The 18,423-nt window shown below is 39.1% G+C and carries 24 protein-coding genes; 1 reads left to right on the forward strand and 23 read right to left on the reverse strand.

Annotated elements, in window-relative coordinates; all coding sequences use genetic code 11:
* Positions 1-36: 36 nt before the first annotated feature.
* From ACWNM1_RS18845 to melA, 23 genes are all read right to left on the reverse strand, one after another.
* A complete protein-coding gene (locus ACWNM1_RS18845) occupies positions 37-588 on the reverse strand; it encodes a peroxiredoxin family protein (protein WP_449602190.1) in 552 nt (183 codons plus the stop codon).
* Positions 589-602: 14 nt separating this feature from the next.
* A complete protein-coding gene (locus ACWNM1_RS18850) occupies positions 603-1,319 on the reverse strand; it encodes a cytochrome c biogenesis CcdA family protein (protein WP_449602191.1) in 717 nt (238 codons plus the stop codon).
* Positions 1,320-1,910: a hypothetical protein gene (locus tag ACWNM1_RS18855; protein ID WP_449602192.1), complete on the reverse strand. Its 591-nt coding sequence runs from the start codon at positions 1,908-1,910 to the stop codon at positions 1,320-1,322.
* A 246-nt stretch (positions 1,911-2,156) separates the two neighbouring features.
* Positions 2,157-2,933 carry a sulfite exporter TauE/SafE family protein gene (locus tag ACWNM1_RS18860; protein ID WP_076120554.1) on the reverse strand — a complete coding sequence of 259 codons (777 nt, stop codon included), beginning with the start codon at positions 2,931-2,933 and terminating at the stop codon, positions 2,157-2,159.
* Between the two features lie 66 nt (positions 2,934-2,999).
* On the reverse strand, positions 3,000-3,227 hold the full coding sequence (locus tag ACWNM1_RS18865; protein WP_449602193.1) for a sulfurtransferase TusA family protein: 228 nt from the start codon (positions 3,225-3,227) through the stop codon (positions 3,000-3,002).
* Between the two features lie 52 nt (positions 3,228-3,279).
* Positions 3,280-4,413, reverse strand: coding sequence for an MBL fold metallo-hydrolase (locus ACWNM1_RS18870; protein ID WP_449602194.1), 1,134 nt, complete (start codon positions 4,411-4,413; stop codon positions 3,280-3,282).
* Between the two features lie 80 nt (positions 4,414-4,493).
* Entirely contained in the window at positions 4,494-4,889 is a 396-nt protein-coding gene (locus ACWNM1_RS18875; RefSeq protein WP_449602195.1) for a DsrE/DsrF/DrsH-like family protein, read from the reverse strand.
* 17 nt (positions 4,890-4,906) lie between these two features.
* The gene (locus ACWNM1_RS18880) at positions 4,907-5,470 is read right to left on the reverse strand and encodes a sulfurtransferase TusA family protein (protein WP_449602196.1); all 564 of its coding nucleotides are present in this window, start codon (positions 5,468-5,470) and stop codon (positions 4,907-4,909) included.
* A 51-nt stretch (positions 5,471-5,521) separates the two neighbouring features.
* Positions 5,522-5,818: a rhodanese-like domain-containing protein gene (locus ACWNM1_RS18885; protein ID WP_449602197.1), complete on the reverse strand. Its 297-nt coding sequence runs from the start codon at positions 5,816-5,818 to the stop codon at positions 5,522-5,524.
* Between the two features lie 5 nt (positions 5,819-5,823).
* Complete coding sequence (locus ACWNM1_RS18890) at positions 5,824-6,171, reverse strand: rhodanese-like domain-containing protein (protein ID WP_076120550.1); 348 nt, start codon at positions 6,169-6,171, stop codon at positions 5,824-5,826.
* A 12-nt stretch (positions 6,172-6,183) separates the two neighbouring features.
* Positions 6,184-6,663 carry a DsrE/DsrF/DrsH-like family protein gene (locus tag ACWNM1_RS18895; RefSeq protein WP_076120549.1) on the reverse strand — a complete coding sequence of 160 codons (480 nt, stop codon included), beginning with the start codon at positions 6,661-6,663 and terminating at the stop codon, positions 6,184-6,186.
* A 61-nt stretch (positions 6,664-6,724) separates the two neighbouring features.
* The gene (locus ACWNM1_RS18900; RefSeq protein WP_449602198.1) at positions 6,725-6,985 is read right to left on the reverse strand and encodes a metal-sensitive transcriptional regulator; all 261 of its coding nucleotides are present in this window, start codon (positions 6,983-6,985) and stop codon (positions 6,725-6,727) included.
* Between the two features lie 240 nt (positions 6,986-7,225).
* A complete protein-coding gene (gene asnB, locus ACWNM1_RS18905) occupies positions 7,226-9,103 on the reverse strand; it encodes an asparagine synthase (glutamine-hydrolyzing) (protein ID WP_449602199.1) in 1,878 nt (625 codons plus the stop codon).
* Positions 9,104-9,252: 149 nt separating this feature from the next.
* The gene (locus tag ACWNM1_RS18910; RefSeq protein ID WP_449602200.1) at positions 9,253-10,191 is read right to left on the reverse strand and encodes an alpha/beta fold hydrolase; all 939 of its coding nucleotides are present in this window, start codon (positions 10,189-10,191) and stop codon (positions 9,253-9,255) included.
* Between the two features lie 277 nt (positions 10,192-10,468).
* A complete protein-coding gene (locus tag ACWNM1_RS18915) occupies positions 10,469-10,693 on the reverse strand; it encodes a DUF896 domain-containing protein (protein WP_076283643.1) in 225 nt (74 codons plus the stop codon).
* 62 nt (positions 10,694-10,755) lie between these two features.
* Positions 10,756-11,172: a MarR family winged helix-turn-helix transcriptional regulator gene (locus ACWNM1_RS18920; protein WP_339264902.1), complete on the reverse strand. Its 417-nt coding sequence runs from the start codon at positions 11,170-11,172 to the stop codon at positions 10,756-10,758.
* A gap of 146 nt (positions 11,173-11,318) precedes the next feature.
* Positions 11,319-12,416: an ATP-binding protein gene (locus ACWNM1_RS18925; RefSeq protein ID WP_449602201.1), complete on the reverse strand. Its 1,098-nt coding sequence runs from the start codon at positions 12,414-12,416 to the stop codon at positions 11,319-11,321.
* An 83-nt stretch (positions 12,417-12,499) separates the two neighbouring features.
* Positions 12,500-13,138, reverse strand: coding sequence for an ABC-2 transporter permease (locus tag ACWNM1_RS18930; protein ID WP_449602202.1), 639 nt, complete (start codon positions 13,136-13,138; stop codon positions 12,500-12,502).
* 17 nt (positions 13,139-13,155) lie between these two features.
* The gene (locus ACWNM1_RS18935) at positions 13,156-13,791 is read right to left on the reverse strand and encodes an ABC-2 transporter permease (RefSeq protein ID WP_449602203.1); all 636 of its coding nucleotides are present in this window, start codon (positions 13,789-13,791) and stop codon (positions 13,156-13,158) included.
* Positions 13,784-14,653 carry an ABC transporter ATP-binding protein gene (locus ACWNM1_RS18940; protein ID WP_449602204.1) on the reverse strand — a complete coding sequence of 290 codons (870 nt, stop codon included), beginning with the start codon at positions 14,651-14,653 and terminating at the stop codon, positions 13,784-13,786. The genes ACWNM1_RS18935 and ACWNM1_RS18940 overlap by 8 nt, the downstream gene beginning before the upstream one ends.
* Entirely contained in the window at positions 14,650-15,030 is a 381-nt protein-coding gene (locus tag ACWNM1_RS18945; protein ID WP_449602205.1) for a GntR family transcriptional regulator, read from the reverse strand. The genes ACWNM1_RS18940 and ACWNM1_RS18945 overlap by 4 nt, the downstream gene beginning before the upstream one ends.
* A gap of 160 nt (positions 15,031-15,190) precedes the next feature.
* Entirely contained in the window at positions 15,191-15,868 is a 678-nt protein-coding gene (locus tag ACWNM1_RS18950) for a deacylase (protein WP_449602231.1), read from the reverse strand.
* Positions 15,869-15,999: 131 nt separating this feature from the next.
* Positions 16,000-17,298, reverse strand: a complete 1,299-nt coding sequence (gene melA / locus ACWNM1_RS18955; protein WP_449602206.1) for an alpha-galactosidase — start codon at positions 17,296-17,298, stop codon at positions 16,000-16,002.
* A 254-nt stretch (positions 17,299-17,552) separates the two neighbouring features.
* Between melA and ACWNM1_RS18960 the strand changes: the two genes are divergently transcribed.
* Positions 17,553-18,416 (forward strand): AraC family transcriptional regulator, encoded by an 864-nt coding sequence (locus ACWNM1_RS18960; RefSeq protein ID WP_449602207.1) that lies wholly within the window; start codon positions 17,553-17,555, stop codon positions 18,414-18,416.
* Positions 18,417-18,423: the final 7 nt, after the last annotated feature.

The raw sequence follows: 18,423 nt of genomic DNA on the forward strand, positions 1-18,423 counted from the left end.
ACTTGGCTACGCCGCTTTAAATTAAGCTCTCATTATTTAATCTACGTTAGACAATGCTTTTTTAATTAAATCATAATTGACAGCGCCTTGATAGATCTCTTGAATAATGCCTTGAGAATCTATTATAAAAGATGTAGGATAAGCAACTACTTGGTACTTGCTACTCACATCGCCCTCACTGTCCATCACAACGGGAAAACTTAATCCATATTGTTCAATAAAACCTGTTACATTAGCTCTATTTTTTTCCGTATTGGTTAAATTCACACCCAAAACCACTGTATCATCCTTGTAATCATTATAATACTTTTCCATATAGGGCATTTCAGTTCTACATGGTGGGCACCACGTAGCCCAGAAGTTCAGTATTACTTTTTTACCCTTGAAATCAGAAAGCTTCACTGGCTTTTCTTCCAAATTCAGCAGTTCAAAATCCGGGGCTTCGTTACCCTTTTTTATCCCTACCACCTCGATAGATTGCTCCTGCTGGATGTTATTCGATTGACCTGATTGACTCTTCTTGTAATCGAATATCCCCCATGTAAATAATAGTATAATCGCTATGAGTGCAAACATATTTTTCTTCATAATACACCCCTTTTTTAATAAGTAAATACTGTAAACTGGGCGAAATAGGCGCTTAATTTCTGCAATTGCCCCGTGAATAACAACAAGCCCATAACAACGAGGATCCAGCCGTTAATGACGGATAGCAAGGGTAACCAACGATTAATTTTTTTCAAGATTCCCAACGAATAAGTCAACATGATGGATAACAACAGGAAAGGAATCCCTAATCCGATGGAATAAACAAATAATAAAAACATTCCGCTATACATCGTCTCTGTCGATCCAGCAAGCAACAATATGGAGGATAATGCTAGTCCTACACAGGGAGTCCATCCTGAACCAAAGGCTAGTCCCAATACAAAAGAGCTTAAACTCCCCTTCTTTGCTGTTCCTGTATTGCCCCATTTCTTATTTACCATGAGAAAACGAAGTGATAGAATTCCGGCCATTTGCAATCCAAAAACAATGATAAGCAGACCACTTATTTTCTCAACCACTTCTCTATTTCCCGCAAAAAATTGACCAATGAAGCTAGCAGATGCTCCCATAACGACAAATACTACACTGAACCCTAGAATAAAGCTGATGGATCTTGTCAAGAGTAGTTTTTTCTCTACGTTGATTCTGTTGTCTTGTACGAAAGAACCAGTCAAATGAGATACATAGGACGGAATCAGTGGAAATATGCACGGAGAAAGAAAAGAAAGCACCCCTGCTATAAGAGCAACAGCTATTGTTGGACTATCCATTCAAGAGCCCCCTTTTCCCTTATTCATTACGTTGTCTACTATATAGGAAATGATGAACACGACAAAGAACAGCATTTGTTCCTTTGTAAACCCCAAAACAAATAGTTCTCTCCCATCCTTGGTGAATAATATGCCTATCATCCCCAAGCTAATCCATACGATAAATTGATTGACTACTACCGAATTCCCTACTGCCTCTTTCTTCTTGAAAAGAAAAACAGCAAACCCAATATTCATTGAAAAATACAAGCTGTGAAATAGTAAATTAGTACTATCTGCGAAAATAAGAAATAGATGATATACACTACTGCTAACTATCCATCCCGTACCCAACACATCCAGATTCATCATGATGGAAGTACCGTCCAATCGTGTACGAATCGCAATAAATATAATCGTAATCACGACAGCCAAACCAATTCCTTTATTACCTCCATTAAAATAGAGAAGTGACAACGGTTTTTGGAACGTTGACATCGGATCAAATAGAACAATACTGAATTTCCATACAAAGAAACCAATAATGAGTGCAGTAAAATACTTATCACTTATATCTTCCTTCACATCTGCCTTGCTCAAACGGTATTTCAAGGCCATATATCCAGCGAAAGTCGATAACATTAACGAGAGGATTTCAACATTTATTAAGAATGGACCTAATGACAGAAATTTTATAACTATTATCCTCCTTTTATCTCCAGATGTTCCTGATCAAAATGTGATCATCGTTATGAAATGAATATAAAAAGATGACGCTGTACAATTCAGGCGTCATCTCCTCCAAGTTTCCTATATTACAAATAAATTCGCATTAAGCACTAGATAGTAGACTTACCTTTATAATAAGTCAATCCATATTTTAATAGCAGTAGCTAAAATCAATATCGCTAAGATAGCTTGTAAAGCTTTGGTATTCAATTTTTTACCGACTTTAGCTCCCAGTGGTGCTGCCAGAAGACTAGCAATAACCATAATAATTGCTGGCAAGTAATCGACTTGTCCTGTCATTAACTTACCAACACTTCCTCCTATAGAGGAGATAAATGTAATGGCTAAACTCGTTGCAATCGTCATTCGTGTTGGAATTTTAAGCACAACCAGCATAATAGGCACAAGTAAGAATCCACCTGCAGCTCCAACAATACCAGACCCTACACCAACAATCATCGCTAGAACTACGGCTAAAGTTTTATTAAATGTTACTTTATCTAATGGAATATCATCTATTTGTTTTTTAGGTATGAACATCATAATTGCCGCGACTGTAGCGAGCATTCCATATACAACATTTACAGACTGCTCTGATAAATACGAAGAACCAAAGCTACCAATAAAGCTTCCAAGTAATATAGATCCACCCATATAGATGATCAGTGACTTATTGAGGTAGCCACCTTTACGATAAGCCCAAACGCCAGCAATTGATGCAAACAATACTTGTACCGCACTAATCCCTGAAACCTGATGTGCTGTAAAGGCTGCTATTCCAAATAGTGGTGGGATATATAAGAGCATTGGGTACTTAATAATCGATCCTCCAACGCCAAGCATTCCTGATACGAATGAGCCGATAAAACCAATTAAAAATATAACAACAATAAATGTGATATCCACACTTTCCCCTTCTTTCTATAAAGATGGCGGGCTTCGATGATCGAAAACCCGCCTAAAAGAATTACATTACGCTTTTTTTATATAAAATTTGAATACACCAGCGTCTTCTGATTGTTCTAAAATGGTATGTCCACCTGCATTTGCCCAAGCTGGAAAATCTGAAAGTGCACCTTTGTCCGTCACATGAATCTCTACTACTTCACCTGAAGCAACGGAATCCATTGCCCTTTTTGTTTTAACGATTGGCATAGGACATGCTAGTCCTTTTGCATCTATTATTTTGTCGACTTTCATTTAAATAACCCCATTTCGTTTTTTTGGAAGCTGCTTAGATCATATTAATGAATTAACGAACTGCACAGCGGTTTGGACCAATCTCCATTTCGGTTTGTTCATCATAATCCGGAGTGATTTTCCCCATATTCACTTGACGAATTTGTTGATAAGCATTCGGTTGTGGTGGTAAATTATCAGTTACTATACTGCGGAATTCACTCTCATCTTCAATATTCAAACCATGATTTTCAGACAGCAAATCACCTAATCGTTTGGCAACCGTCCCGTCTTCATTCAATTCATCAATGATCATAAAATGTGCGGGTAGAACAATTAAGTCCTCTGCTAGTTCTCTATAACGACGATATAATGTTTCACGAAGATCTCCTACCCAATCCTCCGCAAGACCAGCAAGGTCAGGACGACCTATGGAATCGATGAATAGAATATCACCCGTCAACAGATACTTATCGTCTACTACAAAAGAAGTTGATCCGATCGTATGACCTGGTGAATAAAGTGCACCTACATCAATGTTAGAAGCACCGATTTGAACCGTTAATCCATCCTCAAGAGGTGTATAATCGAACACGACTTCTTCTGCATCTTTCGAAGGCAAGTAGTATGTTGCACCCGTAGCCTCTGCAATAGAACGCCCGCCTGAAATATGATCAGCATGTAGATGCGTATCGAATACGTGTTTAATTTTTACATTTTTCGCTTCTGCAAAGCTTGTGAATACATCCGTAAATCTGACGGCATCAATAAGTGCTGCTTCACCCTCAGAAATTACCATATAGGAAAGACAACCTTTTCCTAGACGTACGAATTGATATAATTCACCGCTACCAGAAAGATCAGCTACTTTTATTGGCTCTAAATAACTGCTCCAAGATTTCATACCGCCTTCTAAATAACTAACAGATAGAGCATCACTCGCTTCATTCAACATTTCAGCCACCATAATCGAGGAGCCTTCTTTAGCACAAACAACTAATATATCTCTGTCGGTTGGAATTTGAGGTAAAATACCCTCTACACCATCTAATAATTCGAAATAAGGAATATTAAGATATTCGAATTGATGTCCTTCAATTTTCCAGTCTTCAAATGCATCTGCATTACGTACGTCCAAAATGAATAATGATTGATTTTCAATTACTTTACGAGCAACATCTGCTCCTGTCCATTTCATTACTGTCATTTTCAAATACCCCCGTAGGTATAATTTTTGTTATTTTTTTAGTGAGAGAATAAATCCCTCACTAAGTCATTGCTTTTACTCTAAAAAGTTAATGATGGAGCGGCATCTTTGGCAAATTCAAGGAATGTAACGGCTCCACCCACTTCAATACCATCTACAAAGTCATCCTTTGTTAGACTCATAACATCCATAGTCATCTGGCAAGCAATGAATTTTACACCCAGCTCTTGTGCCATTTCAACTAATTGAGGAATCGCTGGAACATTCGCTTTAGCAAATCCTTCGGCCATAAATTCTTTACCAGCTGGCATGGAAAGCCCGTGCATTCCTTGCTTATGAATCAAATTTAGCCCTTCAAATGTGAAGAAAATAGCTACTTCTTTATCTGAAGCTGCTGCTGCTGTTGCGATATTAAATACTTTATAGGCGTCGAATATACCACCGTTACTTGCGATAATTGCTACTTTGTTTGACATATTTAACCCTCCAAAATTTATATTGATGTTGTTAAGTCGCCAGTCCAACCTGTCATACCTGGCAAGACGTTATACACTTTTTCAAATCCATGGTTTGCAAGCTTTTGTGCTGCGAGATCACTGCGTTTGCCAGTACGACAAATCACATATATTTCTTGATTTTTATCAAGCTCATTCATACGAGATTCAAGTTCACCCATTGGTATTGAATTTGCGCCTTCAATATGACCAAATGCATATTCCGCCTCTTCACGTACATCCAGAATATATCCGCCATTTGCTGCACGCGAAACTAACTCTTCATTATCTATGATCTGCTCATGTGTCTTTTCTACCATTGCGTCATTTGAACATTTACGAATGTAATGAAATAACACATCTCCATCTTCTGTTGTACCTATATATTGATGACCAACCGTTTCTGACCAAGCTGCAAGATCGGCTTTAGATCCTTTATCTGTCGCTTGCACCTCTAATATTTGACCCTCTTCTAAATCGTTCATTGCCTTTTTCGTTTTCACGATTGGCATTGGACATGCTAGACCTTTTGCATCTAACATAACATCCGCTTTAACTGCCATTCTGAAACCCTCCTAAAACTCTATGTTATATTTTTGAATGATATTTTAAAGCTATTCAACATTACCTTTAAAGGCCAACATACCACCGACCATATTTGTAGCGTCATAGCCGTGATAAGTTAGAAATTCTGTAGCTTGCCCACTACGTCCACCTGAACGACATATGATAATATATGGTGTGTTTTTGTTTAACTCTTGTAAGCGAAACTCAAGTAAACCTAATGGAATATTGATAATTCCAGGAATGTGATCTTCTTGTACTTCAGCCACCTCACGAACATCGATCAGATTTAGCTTTTCCCCGTTTTTTATGCTTTTTTGAACTTCTTGAACGGTAATCTCTTTCATTCCCCTCATCCTCTCCACGCGTTCATGCCACCATGGACATTAGTAACGTTATCGTATCCTAATTTCTTTAATTGTTTACATGCTTGATTACTTCGCATTCCACTTTGGCAAATGACGACTATATCCTTACCTCTAGGTAACTTTGACAAGTCAGAACCAAGTGGAACATTTTTGAACTGGACTATATGACGACCACTGTATTCACCTGGAGTTCGAACATCGATAAATACTTTATCTTTGTCAGTTAATATCGTCTTCAGCTGCTGGGCTGTAATCCTCTTTACGCCTTTTGATGGTAACTTGCGCCAAATAATAAATAACATGAGGATACCAATAACAATTGCTGCCTCCATTATTCACCTCCCTTAGCCGATAAATAGATTGACATTTCCATTTTCTGCATCAGCCAGATATGCTGCTACACCCGCATACTGAACACCATCCAATAATTCTTCCTTTTGTAAACCCAATAAATCCATCGTCATCGTACAGGTTATTAGCTTAATTTCTTGCTCCTGGGCCATATCAATGAGTTGTGTTAATGTCAATGCATTATGCTTTTTCATGACATGCTTGATCATTTTCGGACCCATACCAAGCATTTGCATTTTGGAAAGGCTTAGTTGTTCAGCGCCACGTGGCATCATCATACCGAACATTTTTTCTAAAAATCCTTTTTTTACTTCAACTGGTGATTGTTTACGCACTGCATTAATTCCCCAAAATGTGTGGAAGATAGTTACTTCATGATCATAAGCCGCAGCACCATTTGCAATAATATAAGCAGCCATCGCCTTATCATAGTCTCCACTAAATAATACAATCGTCGTTCTTTTCTTTTCCATTTCGCTCTCCTTTACCCATACTGGTAGGGGTATAAATTTTCTAAAAATATAAAGCCGAAAATTATCGGCTTTTTACGAGTAGATTAACTGCTTCTTGGATAGAATCATTCATTATAGATTGATCGCCTTCCGCATTTTGCACACATTCTACAAGATTTTCACTTACAATGACACCAATCGTATGGTCTAATCCAGATCTTACAGCGGAAAGTTGTGTAATGACTTCTTTGCAATTTTTACCTTCATCCATCATACGTAAGATGCCTCTTATTTGACCTTCCATACGTTTGACACGATTCATCACTTTGCTATCGTATGTCATACACACACTCCCTTCTTTATTAATATTCGCTAACGTTCTTACAAAACTTATCTTATACCCTATGGGGTATAAAGTCAACAGCATTTTTACTTAAATTTGAACTATTTCACAATTGGTTTACGCTGGGTAGGATTTCATTGATTCGATTGCGGAGTTCACTTAATGGAATGTTTTTCGCATTTCTTAAATGTCCATTAGCAACCCCCCATCGTAATCATCGTTACAATATCGTCGATGCCATTACAATGCAGCACTGCTTAATGGCTTCAAGTCTTCTTTCATAAAAAGCGTGTACCACACTGAGAAAATGTAAATTAGCCAGATTCTACGCGAATAATCACCTTTATTACTCCGATGCTGAATAAACATTTCTTCGATGATATTCATATTGAATATTTCTTCAATACCACTATAGCGTATTTGCTCAAACATTATATCTGAAATCGGGGTCTTAAGCCAATCACGGATCGGTACGGGAAACCCTAGTTTTGGGCGATTCACAATAGCATCCGGAACGATTCCTTCCATAGCTTTACGCAAAGCTAGTTTTGTTGTATTTTTGCCAATCCGATTGGAAACTGGAATTTTACTAGCCGTTTCAAAAACCTCTTTATCTAAAAATGGGACTCTTAATTCCAATGAATGTGCCATAGACAGCTTATCTGCTTTTGACAAAATATCGCCAGGTAACCAAAAATTCATATCAATAAACTGCATTCTTGTTGTTGGATCCAAGTGCACTGTCTTATCATAAAAAGGCTTAACGATATCCGTAGGATGTAAAAAGTTATTTTGAGCATGTACCGATTCGTGGAGCAAGTTCATCTTTCCACTTTTGTTAAAGATATTAGCATTACCGAAAAAGCGTTCCTCTAAAGGTGTCAGCCCCCGCAGTAAATAATTTTTGCCATAAAAATGATATGGATAAATGGTTAATGATTTTCGTAACGAATCCTTTATGAAGTTGGGCATCCAAGTGATGGGTCTTAATGCATCTGGCTCTCTATAGATTCTGTATCCTCCGAATAATTCGTCAGCGCCCTCACCTGATAGGACAACCGTAACATGATCTTTAGCAAGCTGATTTAGATGATAAAGAGCGATGGCGGAAGGATCCGCAACAGGCTCATCTAGATGCCATACCGTTTTCGGTATACTCTCAAAGAAATCTTTTTCAGATAAGATGTGAAAATAATGATCCGTACCCAGTTTGGCTGCCGTTTGATTTGCAATGATGGTTTCATTGTTTACCCCTTCAAATCCAATCGAAAAGGTCTTTGTTGATTCTTCTGCTTTCATCATTGCAGCTATAGCTGTGGAGTCAATTCCACTGGACAAAAAACACCCTCTATTCACATCACTTTGTAAATGAAGGTTTACAGACTCTTTCAATTTCCACTGAATTTCCTCCGCATAGTCTGCTAAAGATCGTTTTACCGGATGAAAATGGGGTTCCCAATATTTCTCGATCTTCATTTCACCACCAGCGTTAACAAATACTCGCTCTGCAGGTCCTAATTTATGAATATGTTCAAACATCGTATCGGGTTGCGGCACATACTGAAAAGTTAAGTAGCTAAATAAACTTTGATATTGAAGCTTTCTGGGTACCCCTTGCACTGCAAGAATGCTTTTAATTTCCGAAGCAAATAAAAGGTTATTCTCATCTTTGTAATAATAAAAAGGCTTGATGCCAAAATGATCTCTGGCAGCAAAAAGCGTCTGTTCCTTAACATCCCAAATCGCAAAACTAAACATTCCTCGTAAATGATGGACACAGTCCTTACCGTATTCCTCAAATAAATGCAAGATAACCTCTGTATCTGATTGTGTTTGAAAATGATGTCCCTTCAGCTTAAGCTGATCTCGTAGTGTTTTATAATTATAGATTTCACCATTAAAAACAATCCAAAGGGAACGATCTTCATTCGTCATCGGTTGATTTCCATCACGTAAATCTATAACGGATAACCTACGAAAACCGAGCCCAATTCGAGAATCGAGCCATACGCCTTCATGATTAGGACCTCGGTGATTCATTGCGCCTGTCATTTGTTTTAAGGTTTCTTCTTGCGGGGGTTGTCCATTATATTTTAAGATTCCTGCTATTCCGCACATGCTATTGTAGTCCTTCCTATAATAAAGATTAAGGATTAGAATGCCCACAATTGCGTTGATCAATCATCATTTTTTATTGCTTATCATTCATATAAAAAAAACGCCGAAAGATTCACTAAACGAATCGTTCGACGTTCTCTTATTCACTCTTATTTTATCTCACTCATGAAGTTTCTGAAGTTCTCCACGATTTCTTTCGATCGGGTATGGTGTAAATAATGATCGCCTTCAAACATCATCATCTTCCCATGTAATGAATCTTTGATCTGTTCTTCGTGTAAAGCTTCCCAGCCCTCAACATCCGTAGTATCTTTCACTAAGAAGAAAAGTACAGGAAGATCTTTAGGAAACTTTAATGTTTCGGTAGCTTTAAAATTACTAGGGAAATGCTCTGCTTCGTTAATGATGTTTGGGTTCATCATGTTTTTAAGCGTAATCATTCTATTTTGTTCTTTCGTTTTAGCATCAACATCGGGTGCAATGATTTGATCAGGCGAGAGTTTAACCAGCAATCTGTAGAAACCTGATTGTTTAAGTGATTTTAAGGCTGCAGTTGGAAGCGCCTCGCCTGCTCCTTGTGCCGGTACACTGCTGTCGATCCCCACGAATGCACTGACTTCGTTTTTGTATTTGTTCACATAGTCCAGACCATAAATTCCAGAAATAGAATGCCCCATCAGAATATAACGGTCTATTTTTAATTGTTGTAAAGCTTCATGAAGTTCACTCACTATATTATCGACCGTTCGTTCTTTTTCAGTGATATCACTTAACCCATACCCAAACGGCTCAATCACTACCACTTTGTAAAATGGAGATAGCTCGTCAACTAGCGGTTTAAAATCAATTCCTGGGGCTGCCGTTCCGAAACCTGGTAGTAACACTACCGTTTCTTCACCTTGACCTTGAATCATAACATTCATGTTTTTTCCTTCTACAGGTATTAGCTGGCCATAGGATTCAATTTTTCCTTTCTCGATTTTGTTGCAGATCACATTAACAGTAAAAACAATGGCTAGAAAAAGCGCTATGGCTATGACTATAACTCCTATTGCTTTCAGTAAAAAGAAAAATGTCTTTTTCATCATGTAATTCCCGCTCCCCACATATTTATATCTTCTCTTCTGTCCATTTCATTCTAACAATCCAGTCTTAGATCCTGTGAAACGCAAGTTTAAGTGAACCTTAACTTTCAGCATCAGCTAACAAAATCAAATTAAGCTTCCGTTAAGATAACTTTTATAAATATGATTCCACTTTCGTCCATTTGATATCATAAAAAAACACCTTTAGATATTCGCTGATTAGCCCATAAGACCATTCAACGATATTCTAAAGGTGTAAATTCACTTCATGAACTAAATATTAGTTCAAAGTTTCTTTACGCGATAAACGAATTTTTTCAGGCGTAACATCATTTCCCTCAGGATCTACAATCGTTACTCCCGATAGACTGTTACGAACTTGTCCACGAATTTCACGTAGATAATCTTCACGCAAAGCGATCTGTTCAACCCATTCACTTTTTGTCAGACCTTCTTCACGTTCTTTCCTGGCTAGTTCATTAATACGAGTCAAACTGTTAATCATCTATGTTCCTCTTTTCTAAGTTTTGATTAGCTTGCTAATGGATGTGGTGAGTAATGCCAGATTCAAGATAAATTATCCGCCATCTGTTTCATAAGCCTTCTTAATAATAAACGTTCTTCGGGTAAAATTCCTGTTAATAATTTATCCAATTGCTTATTCCATATACGTTCCACAGGTTCACAAAGATTACGTCCGGCTGGAGTTAGATACACTCGGCTTACTCTGCCATCTTCAGGATCTCTTTTTCGAACAACAAACCCATGACTCTCAAGTGATTTCACCATATTCGTAATAGTTGGAGGCTCACAATTCAGACTTTCGCTTAACTGGATCTGTGTCATTCCATCTGATCTCCATAACCGGCATAATAACTGTTCTTGGCCCACATGAAGATTAAATTCTCTAAGCAATGCTGCATAATCTCTACGCATTTCCGCTGAAATTCTATCCAGTAGTTCTCTTATCTCATCTTCAATCACAGCTTGTTCCCCCGAACCACCTTACAAATTAATTAGCAAGCTAATTATATCATGTTTTTAAGAGGATTTCAAAGGTGGACGATTTTTAGATATCACCCACCAACGAATCCTCTTTAGGTTGGTACTTCATCATATAGAAATGGTCTTCAATTACTGTTTCTCGGGAGTCTCACTTCAAAGATTGTCCGCACCACACTGCTTTGCACAGACACGGCTCCATTATGCTGCTCTACTATATTTTTAGTAATAAACAAGCCAAGTCCCGTACTTCCTGTTGGATGTGTTCGTGCACGATCACCCGTGTAAAACATATCAAAAATTCGTGGCAGCTCTTCCGGCTCAATACAATTTCCATAGTTGATTACTTCAACGACTACCTCGTTAGCGTCCAAGTAACCGTGAATATCAATAAATTGACCATCGTTTCCGTATCGGACCGCGTTCGTAAGAAGGTTCTCAAATACACGTGCTAACAATTCCCCGTCACCGTAGATCATCAGAGGTTGTGTCATATCCATTCTGGAGATTAGTCCATTTTTCTCAAAGACTGGATATAATTCTTCATTTAATTGTAAGAGAAGCTCACTGAGATCAATCGAGGATTTCTCAAGCTTAAGCTTGCCATAGTTCATTCTTGTAATTTCAAACAGCTCATCGATCAATTTTTCTAAACGTTGAGATTTGGTATAAGCAATCGTCGTGTAATGCCTGGTCTGTTCAGGCGTTAATTGATTGTCTTTCAAAATAAAATCCAAATAGCCAATAACCGAGGTTAGGGGTGTACGCAAATCATGCGCCAGGTTCAACACGAGTTGATCTTTACTGCTCTCGGCAATGTCTCCCCGCTCAATGGCTTCTTGCATATTCTCAATGGCTAGATTGAGATCATGACCAATCATCCCAAATTCATCTTTGGAGGGTATATCTACTCGTTCGGAGAAATCACCTGACGCTAGTTGATGAATCCCCTTTGATATTTCTTTGAAGTATTTTGCATACGGCTTAGTGAATAAGAAGAAGAATAGAATGGCTAGTGGTATAAAGATAATTAAAAATGTATTCACATCTCCAATATCTCTTATTACATAGCGAACTTTGGTTAGTGGATTCTCAAACTTCACCTCAGAGTGATAATATCGCTGGAGCGCCTTATAGATTAAAAAGGTTATCCCACCGGATACTAGCATACTGGCCATCAGCAGCATAATCATTTTTGTACGAAAACTATAAATCATTTTAGGCATTGGATGTATACCCTTCCCCTACAGTATTTATCTTTGTAGTGATAATGGTATATGAATTCAATATAAATCTCAAATTATTAACATCACAGATCCTTCTTCTCAAAAATCCGCAAAGAAATGAGATAAGAACAGCTGAGTAAAAACACGTAAGCGAGTCCTAGTATGATATAAGGAATAAAGCTAGACTTCACGCCAAAGCTCTTCCAGTTCTCTAGGTTAGGAAACCATTGAAGCAAACTACCGATCACATTCGGACCAACCATTATAATCATCATAAAAACGAGATTAACCACTTGCGTTCCTTTTGCCCCTAACCAGTAATGAATCGGTAAATAAAGCATAGCGAGGAGTGGGAAAATAGATATCGCAATACCAACCTCTTGCCAAAAATGAGGGGTTACCTCTTTACCTGTCATAATAATCAGAAGATAGGTAAAAGCAGTTGCTGCTAGCCCAACAAGCGCATACGGAAGGATTGAGAAGTATTTGGCACGGACAAGCTCTTGTCTCCGCACAGGGAGATTAACGAGAAACCGTTGCGACATCTGCTGAGTATCCATAGAACAGGAGCTTATCAACAACAGCATGGGTGGCATTACCGTAAATAAACTGAAGCTATGATAGTTCGAGTAAGCTATAAAAATAAAGAAAGGGATGAGCAGCATCAGAAATTTACGCAGAAGAATGAAGTCTTTTTGAATAAGATAAAATGAATGATACACTATAAGTCCTCCTTAGCTTATAACTCTTCCCTGCTAAACAATCGTAGTGAAATCTTATATGAGAAGTACAAGATGAATAGATAAACGATCCCTATCAAACCTATCTGCACCAGATGATCCTGCAGCTTCAAATGAGTTATTGTTAAGAAAAATGATGAATTGGTGAGTGAAGATCCAGCACTTATCGTGGTTATCGTTACAACTACATTAAAAAGGATATTAAAGTGATAGTTCTTGTAACCAAGCCAATAATGGATCGGCAGATAAATAGAAGCAGTCAAAGGAATCATAAGTAAAGTTAAAGATACCCCTATCCAATACACTGGGCTAATGGAATATCCAAATGAAATGGAATTTAGAAACAAAGCAAAAGAACAAACCAAACCGATGAAACTATAAGGAATAAGTGATAAGTATTTAGCTAAGACAATCTCTTGCCGACTTACTGGCAGTCCTATAACAAACTTTGTGTTGTTATTCTGCGCATCCATTGAACAGGAGTATACGAGCAATAGTAAAGATTGAAAGGTAGCAAACATACTGGAGCTATCCAATTGTACATATGCAACAAACAAAATACTCAAGAGAAATAAAGGGATGAAATTCCGCAGGAGAATAATGTCTTTCCGAATCAACAGCAAGAGATTAAACATACAAAGCGTTTCCCTTTACCGTAAAATACATGATTTCTTCCAGAGTGGGTGTCTCGCATATGGCATGATCTCTAAAGAATCGTTCGCCCTCAGAGCGATTGTTCAGAAGACCCTCGAAACCAACTTCCGTCTCTCTAAGCCCGATGAACCATTTTCGCACATCCCGATCAAGCAACTCCTTGTTGCCTTTTACCAGCATATATTTATTAGGGAGAGATTCTTTCATCTCATTAAAAACTAACCTCCCCTCATTCACAAAAACAATATAATCCGCTATCCGGTCTAAATCAGTCGTGTTATGCGTGGAGAAAAGAATAGATTTCTTTTCATCCTGGATATGCTCACTAAGCAGATCAAGCAGTTCTCTTCGGAATATGGGATCAAGACCTGCAGTAGGTTCGTCCATGATGAGCAGATCTGCACCGTGTGATAAAGCAATGGCGAGCGAATACTTCATTTTCATCCCTTTAGAGAGTTCTTTAATCTTTTTCCGGGGGGAAAGCTTGAACATCTCTATGTATTTCCTATAAGTCTCTTTATCCCACTGACTATAAAAGGGAGCAATCATCCTGCTCATTTGATCGATGCTTAATTGATCGTAAAAGTAGTTCTCATCGGAAACATACCCAATTCGATCTTTGTACTTTGCATTCTTTATGGATGTTTTTTCGCCAAAAATCTCGATACTTCCTTGGTCGGGTTGTACCATACCCATCATCATTTTAATTAAAGTTGTTTTCCCTGCCCCATTGGGCCCTATCAGCCCCGTTATATATCCTTCTTTGATACCGAACGTAAGTTCGCATAGGCTAAAAAGGCCATATTTTTTAGATATTTGATTCAATTGAATGACATCGTTCATTCTGTCTCCTCCTCATACAGCAATTTCAACATCTCACTGAACTCAGCAAAATCAATCCCTAACATTTTACTCTCGTCGATAATCTCCTTCATTTTGTTCTCCATGATCCGCAACCGCTGCTCACGAATAAACTCCTGATCCGCACCAGAAACAAAGGAGCCTTTTCCCACAATGGAATTGATAAGCCCTTCTCTCTCCAGTTCCTCGTAAGCTCGTTTTGTTGTAATTACGCTAATCTGCAGCTCTTTGGCTAACAGCCGAATAGAAGGTAAAGGCGTACCTGAGACTAAATCTCCTTGCAGGATCATCTGGCGGATCTGACTTACAATCTGTGCATAGATGGGTTCACCGGAAGTGTTGGATATCAATATGTTCATGAACTCGTGCCCTCACTCCTAGTTTATGTGTGTTCAGTGTATATATTTAATATATACACTATACTCATTGTTGTCAATGATCTTTCAAATCCACACAAAACAAGCCGATTCCTATGAACTCAGGGTCAGCTTGCTTGGCATTCAGCATATTTAATCATGATCACATCATTCCAGCACTTCTTAAAAAGCGATTAACAATGTCTATCTGATAGCGAATACGAAGGTCACGATTAAGACTCCAGCAGGTTTCCACAGTAAATGCCTTCGCTCCTATGATGCGGGAGACGGCTGAACGTGACGAGCCGGGGCGCTCTCGTAAACGGATATTAAAATGATAAGATGGATTTGCAATCGTACGGTTAATGTCTCGTATGATCCGTCTTGCTGTAGCCGTACCTCGGCTCCCCGGCTTAATGATAATAGTCTGTCCGAGTCGCTGAGGATTTCTTTGAGACAAACCATTAGCTTCATGGAGATCAAGGTACCAGGCGGGTCGATAACGCCGTACTAATTGAAGCAAGACTACGGATAACGGATGTTTGGCAGAAGCATTCCGAGTACGCGGAAACGTTCGGTTCAAATCCGGCACGCCTCGAATTCGTTTGCGATAAGCTTTTTGATTCATGAGAGGGACTATAATAAGAGTGCCTCGATAAATATATAGTTCTCCTTGTCTCAAGCGATTCACGAGGTTTTGAGCGGCACGAATGCTTGCCGTTTCATTCCCGTGTATGCCGGACACCACCATGAACACAGGACCAGGGAGCATTCCTCTGATCACATAATAAGGGGTAGCATGGAATGTGGACGATGCTAAGGTATAATTCTCAATGATCATCATGCTTCACCTCCGCATTTAGGTGTCCATATATGTGTATTCCGTTGTACCCCAGTTGTCCTAGACAGATATATGCAAAAAAAGCCTGATTTCTCAGGCTTTAGACTTTAAAAATTTTAGAAATATGCAATTTATTTATACACGGGCAACCAGTCTCCATGGGCCGTGATCAGCTCATCACACATATTCGTAATGTCATCCATCGACAGTTCGGCGGCAGTGTGCGGATCGAGCATAGCTGCGTGATAAATATGCTCTCTCTTATGAGTAATCGCTGCTTCGATTGTTAACAATTGTGTATTAATGTTCGTACGATTCAGTGCGGCACACTGTGGAGGCAGATCTCCCACGAAGGTTGGAGTGACGCCACTACGGTCTACAAGGCACGAAACTTCAACACATGCTTCATTCGGAAGATTGGTGATAAGACCTGTATTCATAACATTACCACCAATTTTGAAAGGTACATTCGTCTCGATGGCTTCCATAATGTAGGACGCATATTCATGCGAACGTTCATGTACAAGCTCTTTGTTATTTACTAATTCTTCACGCATCTTCTGCCACCGTTCAATTTGTTCTACACAGCGGCGTGGGTACTCGTCGAGTGGAATTTGAAAGCGTTCGATGAGCTCAGGATAATTACGTTTGATAAAATAAGGATGATACTCTGCGTTATGTTCTGAAGACTCCGTAATGTAGTAACCAAATTTAAGCATCATTTCATAACGAACCATGTCCCCGTGATGTTCTTTCTGCTTCTCAGCAGCGCGGCGTTTGATTTCCGGATATAAGTCCTCTCCGTCCTTCGTAACCTCGAGTAGCCAAGCCATATGGTTAATACCGGCAATCTTAGCCTGTACACCTGTCTGATCCATTCCCAGATGCTCGAATAAGCCTGGAATACAATGCTGTACGCTATGACATAATCCAACGGTCTTCACATCACCATAAGTGTTCATCACATTCGTCAATACGGCCATTGGATTCGTATAGTTCATAAAGAGTGCATCTGGACAAACCTCTCTCACATCTGCAGCAAAATCAAGCATGACAGGAATCGTACGTAAGTTGCGGAAAATGCCACCGATACCAACCGTATCCGCAATCGTCTGACGTAAGCCATATTTCTTCGGAATTTCAAAGTCTGTAATGGTACAAGGATCATACCCCCCGACCTGAATCGCATTAATCACATATTTAGCTCCACGTAAAGCTTCCTTACGATCCGTATAGGATTTCACGATACAAGTACTGCCACTACTTGCTTTTATATTACTCAGCATATTCTCGGAATCTTTTAGGCGCTGAAGATCAATATCATATAGGGCAAGCTCAAAGCCTTGAAGGGCTGGAGTTCTCATGCAATCTCCTAAAACATTCTTTGCAAATACAGTACTACCCGCTCCGATAAATGTAATTTTGGACATATGAAATATTCCTCCTTAAGTAGTGAGTTCTACGGTCTCGACATCGCTAGCCACTCAGAAAACATCGATGAATTTCCCTTATAAACACTAGAATGTCAGAGGGTATCCGTCTCTCTCTTCACTATTCACTATAAATGAGAGCGGTCTCATTGAGTATGGAGAAATACAATTCATATATGGATGTTTGTTGCATTTAAGTGATATGTCCTATAATCTAATTGTAATTCAAATCATGTATAGGAGGTCAGAAGCAAATGGCTTCAGAGCATTATCATTTCTCTTCAGGGCTTAATCTTGCTCCAGATGAACCCGACCTGACTGTATTGTTCAGCGGTGAAGGCAAACCGGTTCCTGGACATAAAATGGGGCCATCCGTTCACGATTACTACCTTATACATACCGTAATAGATGGAAAAGGCATATTTCAGAGTGGAAGTAACTCTCAGGTATGTGGTACAGGAGATACCTTTGTTATTTTCCCAGGGGTATTATTCAGCTATCAGGCAGACATGGAACAGCCTTGGACTTATGTATGGGTGGCCTTGCAAGGAGAAGCCGTTCAGCAGCTATTTAAAGAAGTGGGGATTACACCGGACAAGCCGTTAATACACATAGATAACCTTATAGAGATACATAACTTGTATGAGCATATTCGTTTTTCCTTTCAGCAGTCTGCTTATCCAAGGTTGGAAAGTTTGGAGGCTTCTGGGTGGCTGCGCCTTCTGGTGCACAAATTCGGTCTTGCGAACATAAGTTCGCTCACCCCTAAATCCGCACAATTACCGGATGTTATCGACCGCCAGATCAATCAAGCGATCCGCTGGATCTCTCTCCAATTTCATCAACAGATCAGTATCGACCACATGGCATCCTCTCTTGGTTATCATAGGGCACACCTCTCTAAGGCTTTTAAGCAAAAGATCGGAATGTCACCCAAGCAATATTTGTTAAAGGTTCGCATGGATAAAGCAAAGGAACTGCTTGGAGGAACGCTCACCATCGACCAGGTATCCTCTTCGGTCGGTTTCAATGATGCGTTATATTTCTCCAAGCAGTTCCGTAAGTGGAGCGGTATGTCCCCCAGTGAATATCGAAGCCATCTTCGATCTGGCACATGATTGACTT

The sequence above is a fragment of the Paenibacillus sp. Marseille-Q9583 genome, from assembly GCF_976954365.1.

Bases quoted from the DNA above. Each gene is read 5' to 3' on its own strand.
- ACWNM1_RS18925 (WP_449602201.1), bottom strand. From the start codon at position 12,416: ATGCCTAAAATGATTTATAGTTTTCGTACAAAAATGATTATGCTGCTG.
- ACWNM1_RS18910 (WP_449602200.1), bottom strand. From the start codon at position 10,191: ATGATGAAAAAGACATTTTTCTTTTTACTGAAAGCAATAGGAGTTATA.
- ACWNM1_RS18890 (WP_076120550.1), bottom strand. From the start codon at position 6,171: ATGGAGGCAGCAATTGTTATTGGTATCCTCATGTTATTTATTATTTGG.
- ACWNM1_RS18870 (WP_449602194.1), bottom strand. From the start codon at position 4,413: ATGACAGTAATGAAATGGACAGGAGCAGATGTTGCTCGTAAAGTAATT.
- asnB (WP_449602199.1), bottom strand. From the start codon at position 9,103: ATGTGCGGAATAGCAGGAATCTTAAAATATAATGGACAACCCCCGCAA.
- melA (WP_449602206.1), bottom strand. From the start codon at position 17,298: ATGTCCAAAATTACATTTATCGGAGCGGGTAGTACTGTATTTGCAAAG.
- ACWNM1_RS18845 (WP_449602190.1), bottom strand. From the start codon at position 588: ATGAAGAAAAATATGTTTGCACTCATAGCGATTATACTATTATTTACA.
- ACWNM1_RS18850 (WP_449602191.1), bottom strand. From the start codon at position 1,319: ATGGATAGTCCAACAATAGCTGTTGCTCTTATAGCAGGGGTGCTTTCT.
- ACWNM1_RS18895 (WP_076120549.1), bottom strand. From the start codon at position 6,663: ATGGAAAAGAAAAGAACGACGATTGTATTATTTAGTGGAGACTATGAT.
- ACWNM1_RS18900 (WP_449602198.1), bottom strand. From the start codon at position 6,985: ATGACATACGATAGCAAAGTGATGAATCGTGTCAAACGTATGGAAGGT.
- ACWNM1_RS18940 (WP_449602204.1), bottom strand. From the start codon at position 14,653: ATGAACGATGTCATTCAATTGAATCAAATATCTAAAAAATATGGCCTT.
- ACWNM1_RS18945 (WP_449602205.1), bottom strand. From the start codon at position 15,030: ATGAACATATTGATATCCAACACTTCCGGTGAACCCATCTATGCACAG.
- ACWNM1_RS18960 (WP_449602207.1), top strand. From the start codon at position 17,553: ATGGCTTCAGAGCATTATCATTTCTCTTCAGGGCTTAATCTTGCTCCA.
- ACWNM1_RS18885 (WP_449602197.1), bottom strand. From the start codon at position 5,818: ATGAAAGAGATTACCGTTCAAGAAGTTCAAAAAAGCATAAAAAACGGG.
- ACWNM1_RS18935 (WP_449602203.1), bottom strand. From the start codon at position 13,791: ATGTTTAATCTCTTGCTGTTGATTCGGAAAGACATTATTCTCCTGCGG.
- ACWNM1_RS18865 (WP_449602193.1), bottom strand. From the start codon at position 3,227: ATGAAAGTCGACAAAATAATAGATGCAAAAGGACTAGCATGTCCTATG.
- ACWNM1_RS18875 (WP_449602195.1), bottom strand. From the start codon at position 4,889: ATGTCAAACAAAGTAGCAATTATCGCAAGTAACGGTGGTATATTCGAC.
- ACWNM1_RS18880 (WP_449602196.1), bottom strand. From the start codon at position 5,470: ATGGCAGTTAAAGCGGATGTTATGTTAGATGCAAAAGGTCTAGCATGT.
- ACWNM1_RS18915 (WP_076283643.1), bottom strand. From the start codon at position 10,693: ATGATTAACAGTTTGACTCGTATTAATGAACTAGCCAGGAAAGAACGT.
- ACWNM1_RS18950 (WP_449602231.1), bottom strand. From the start codon at position 15,868: ATGATCATTGAGAATTATACCTTAGCATCGTCCACATTCCATGCTACC.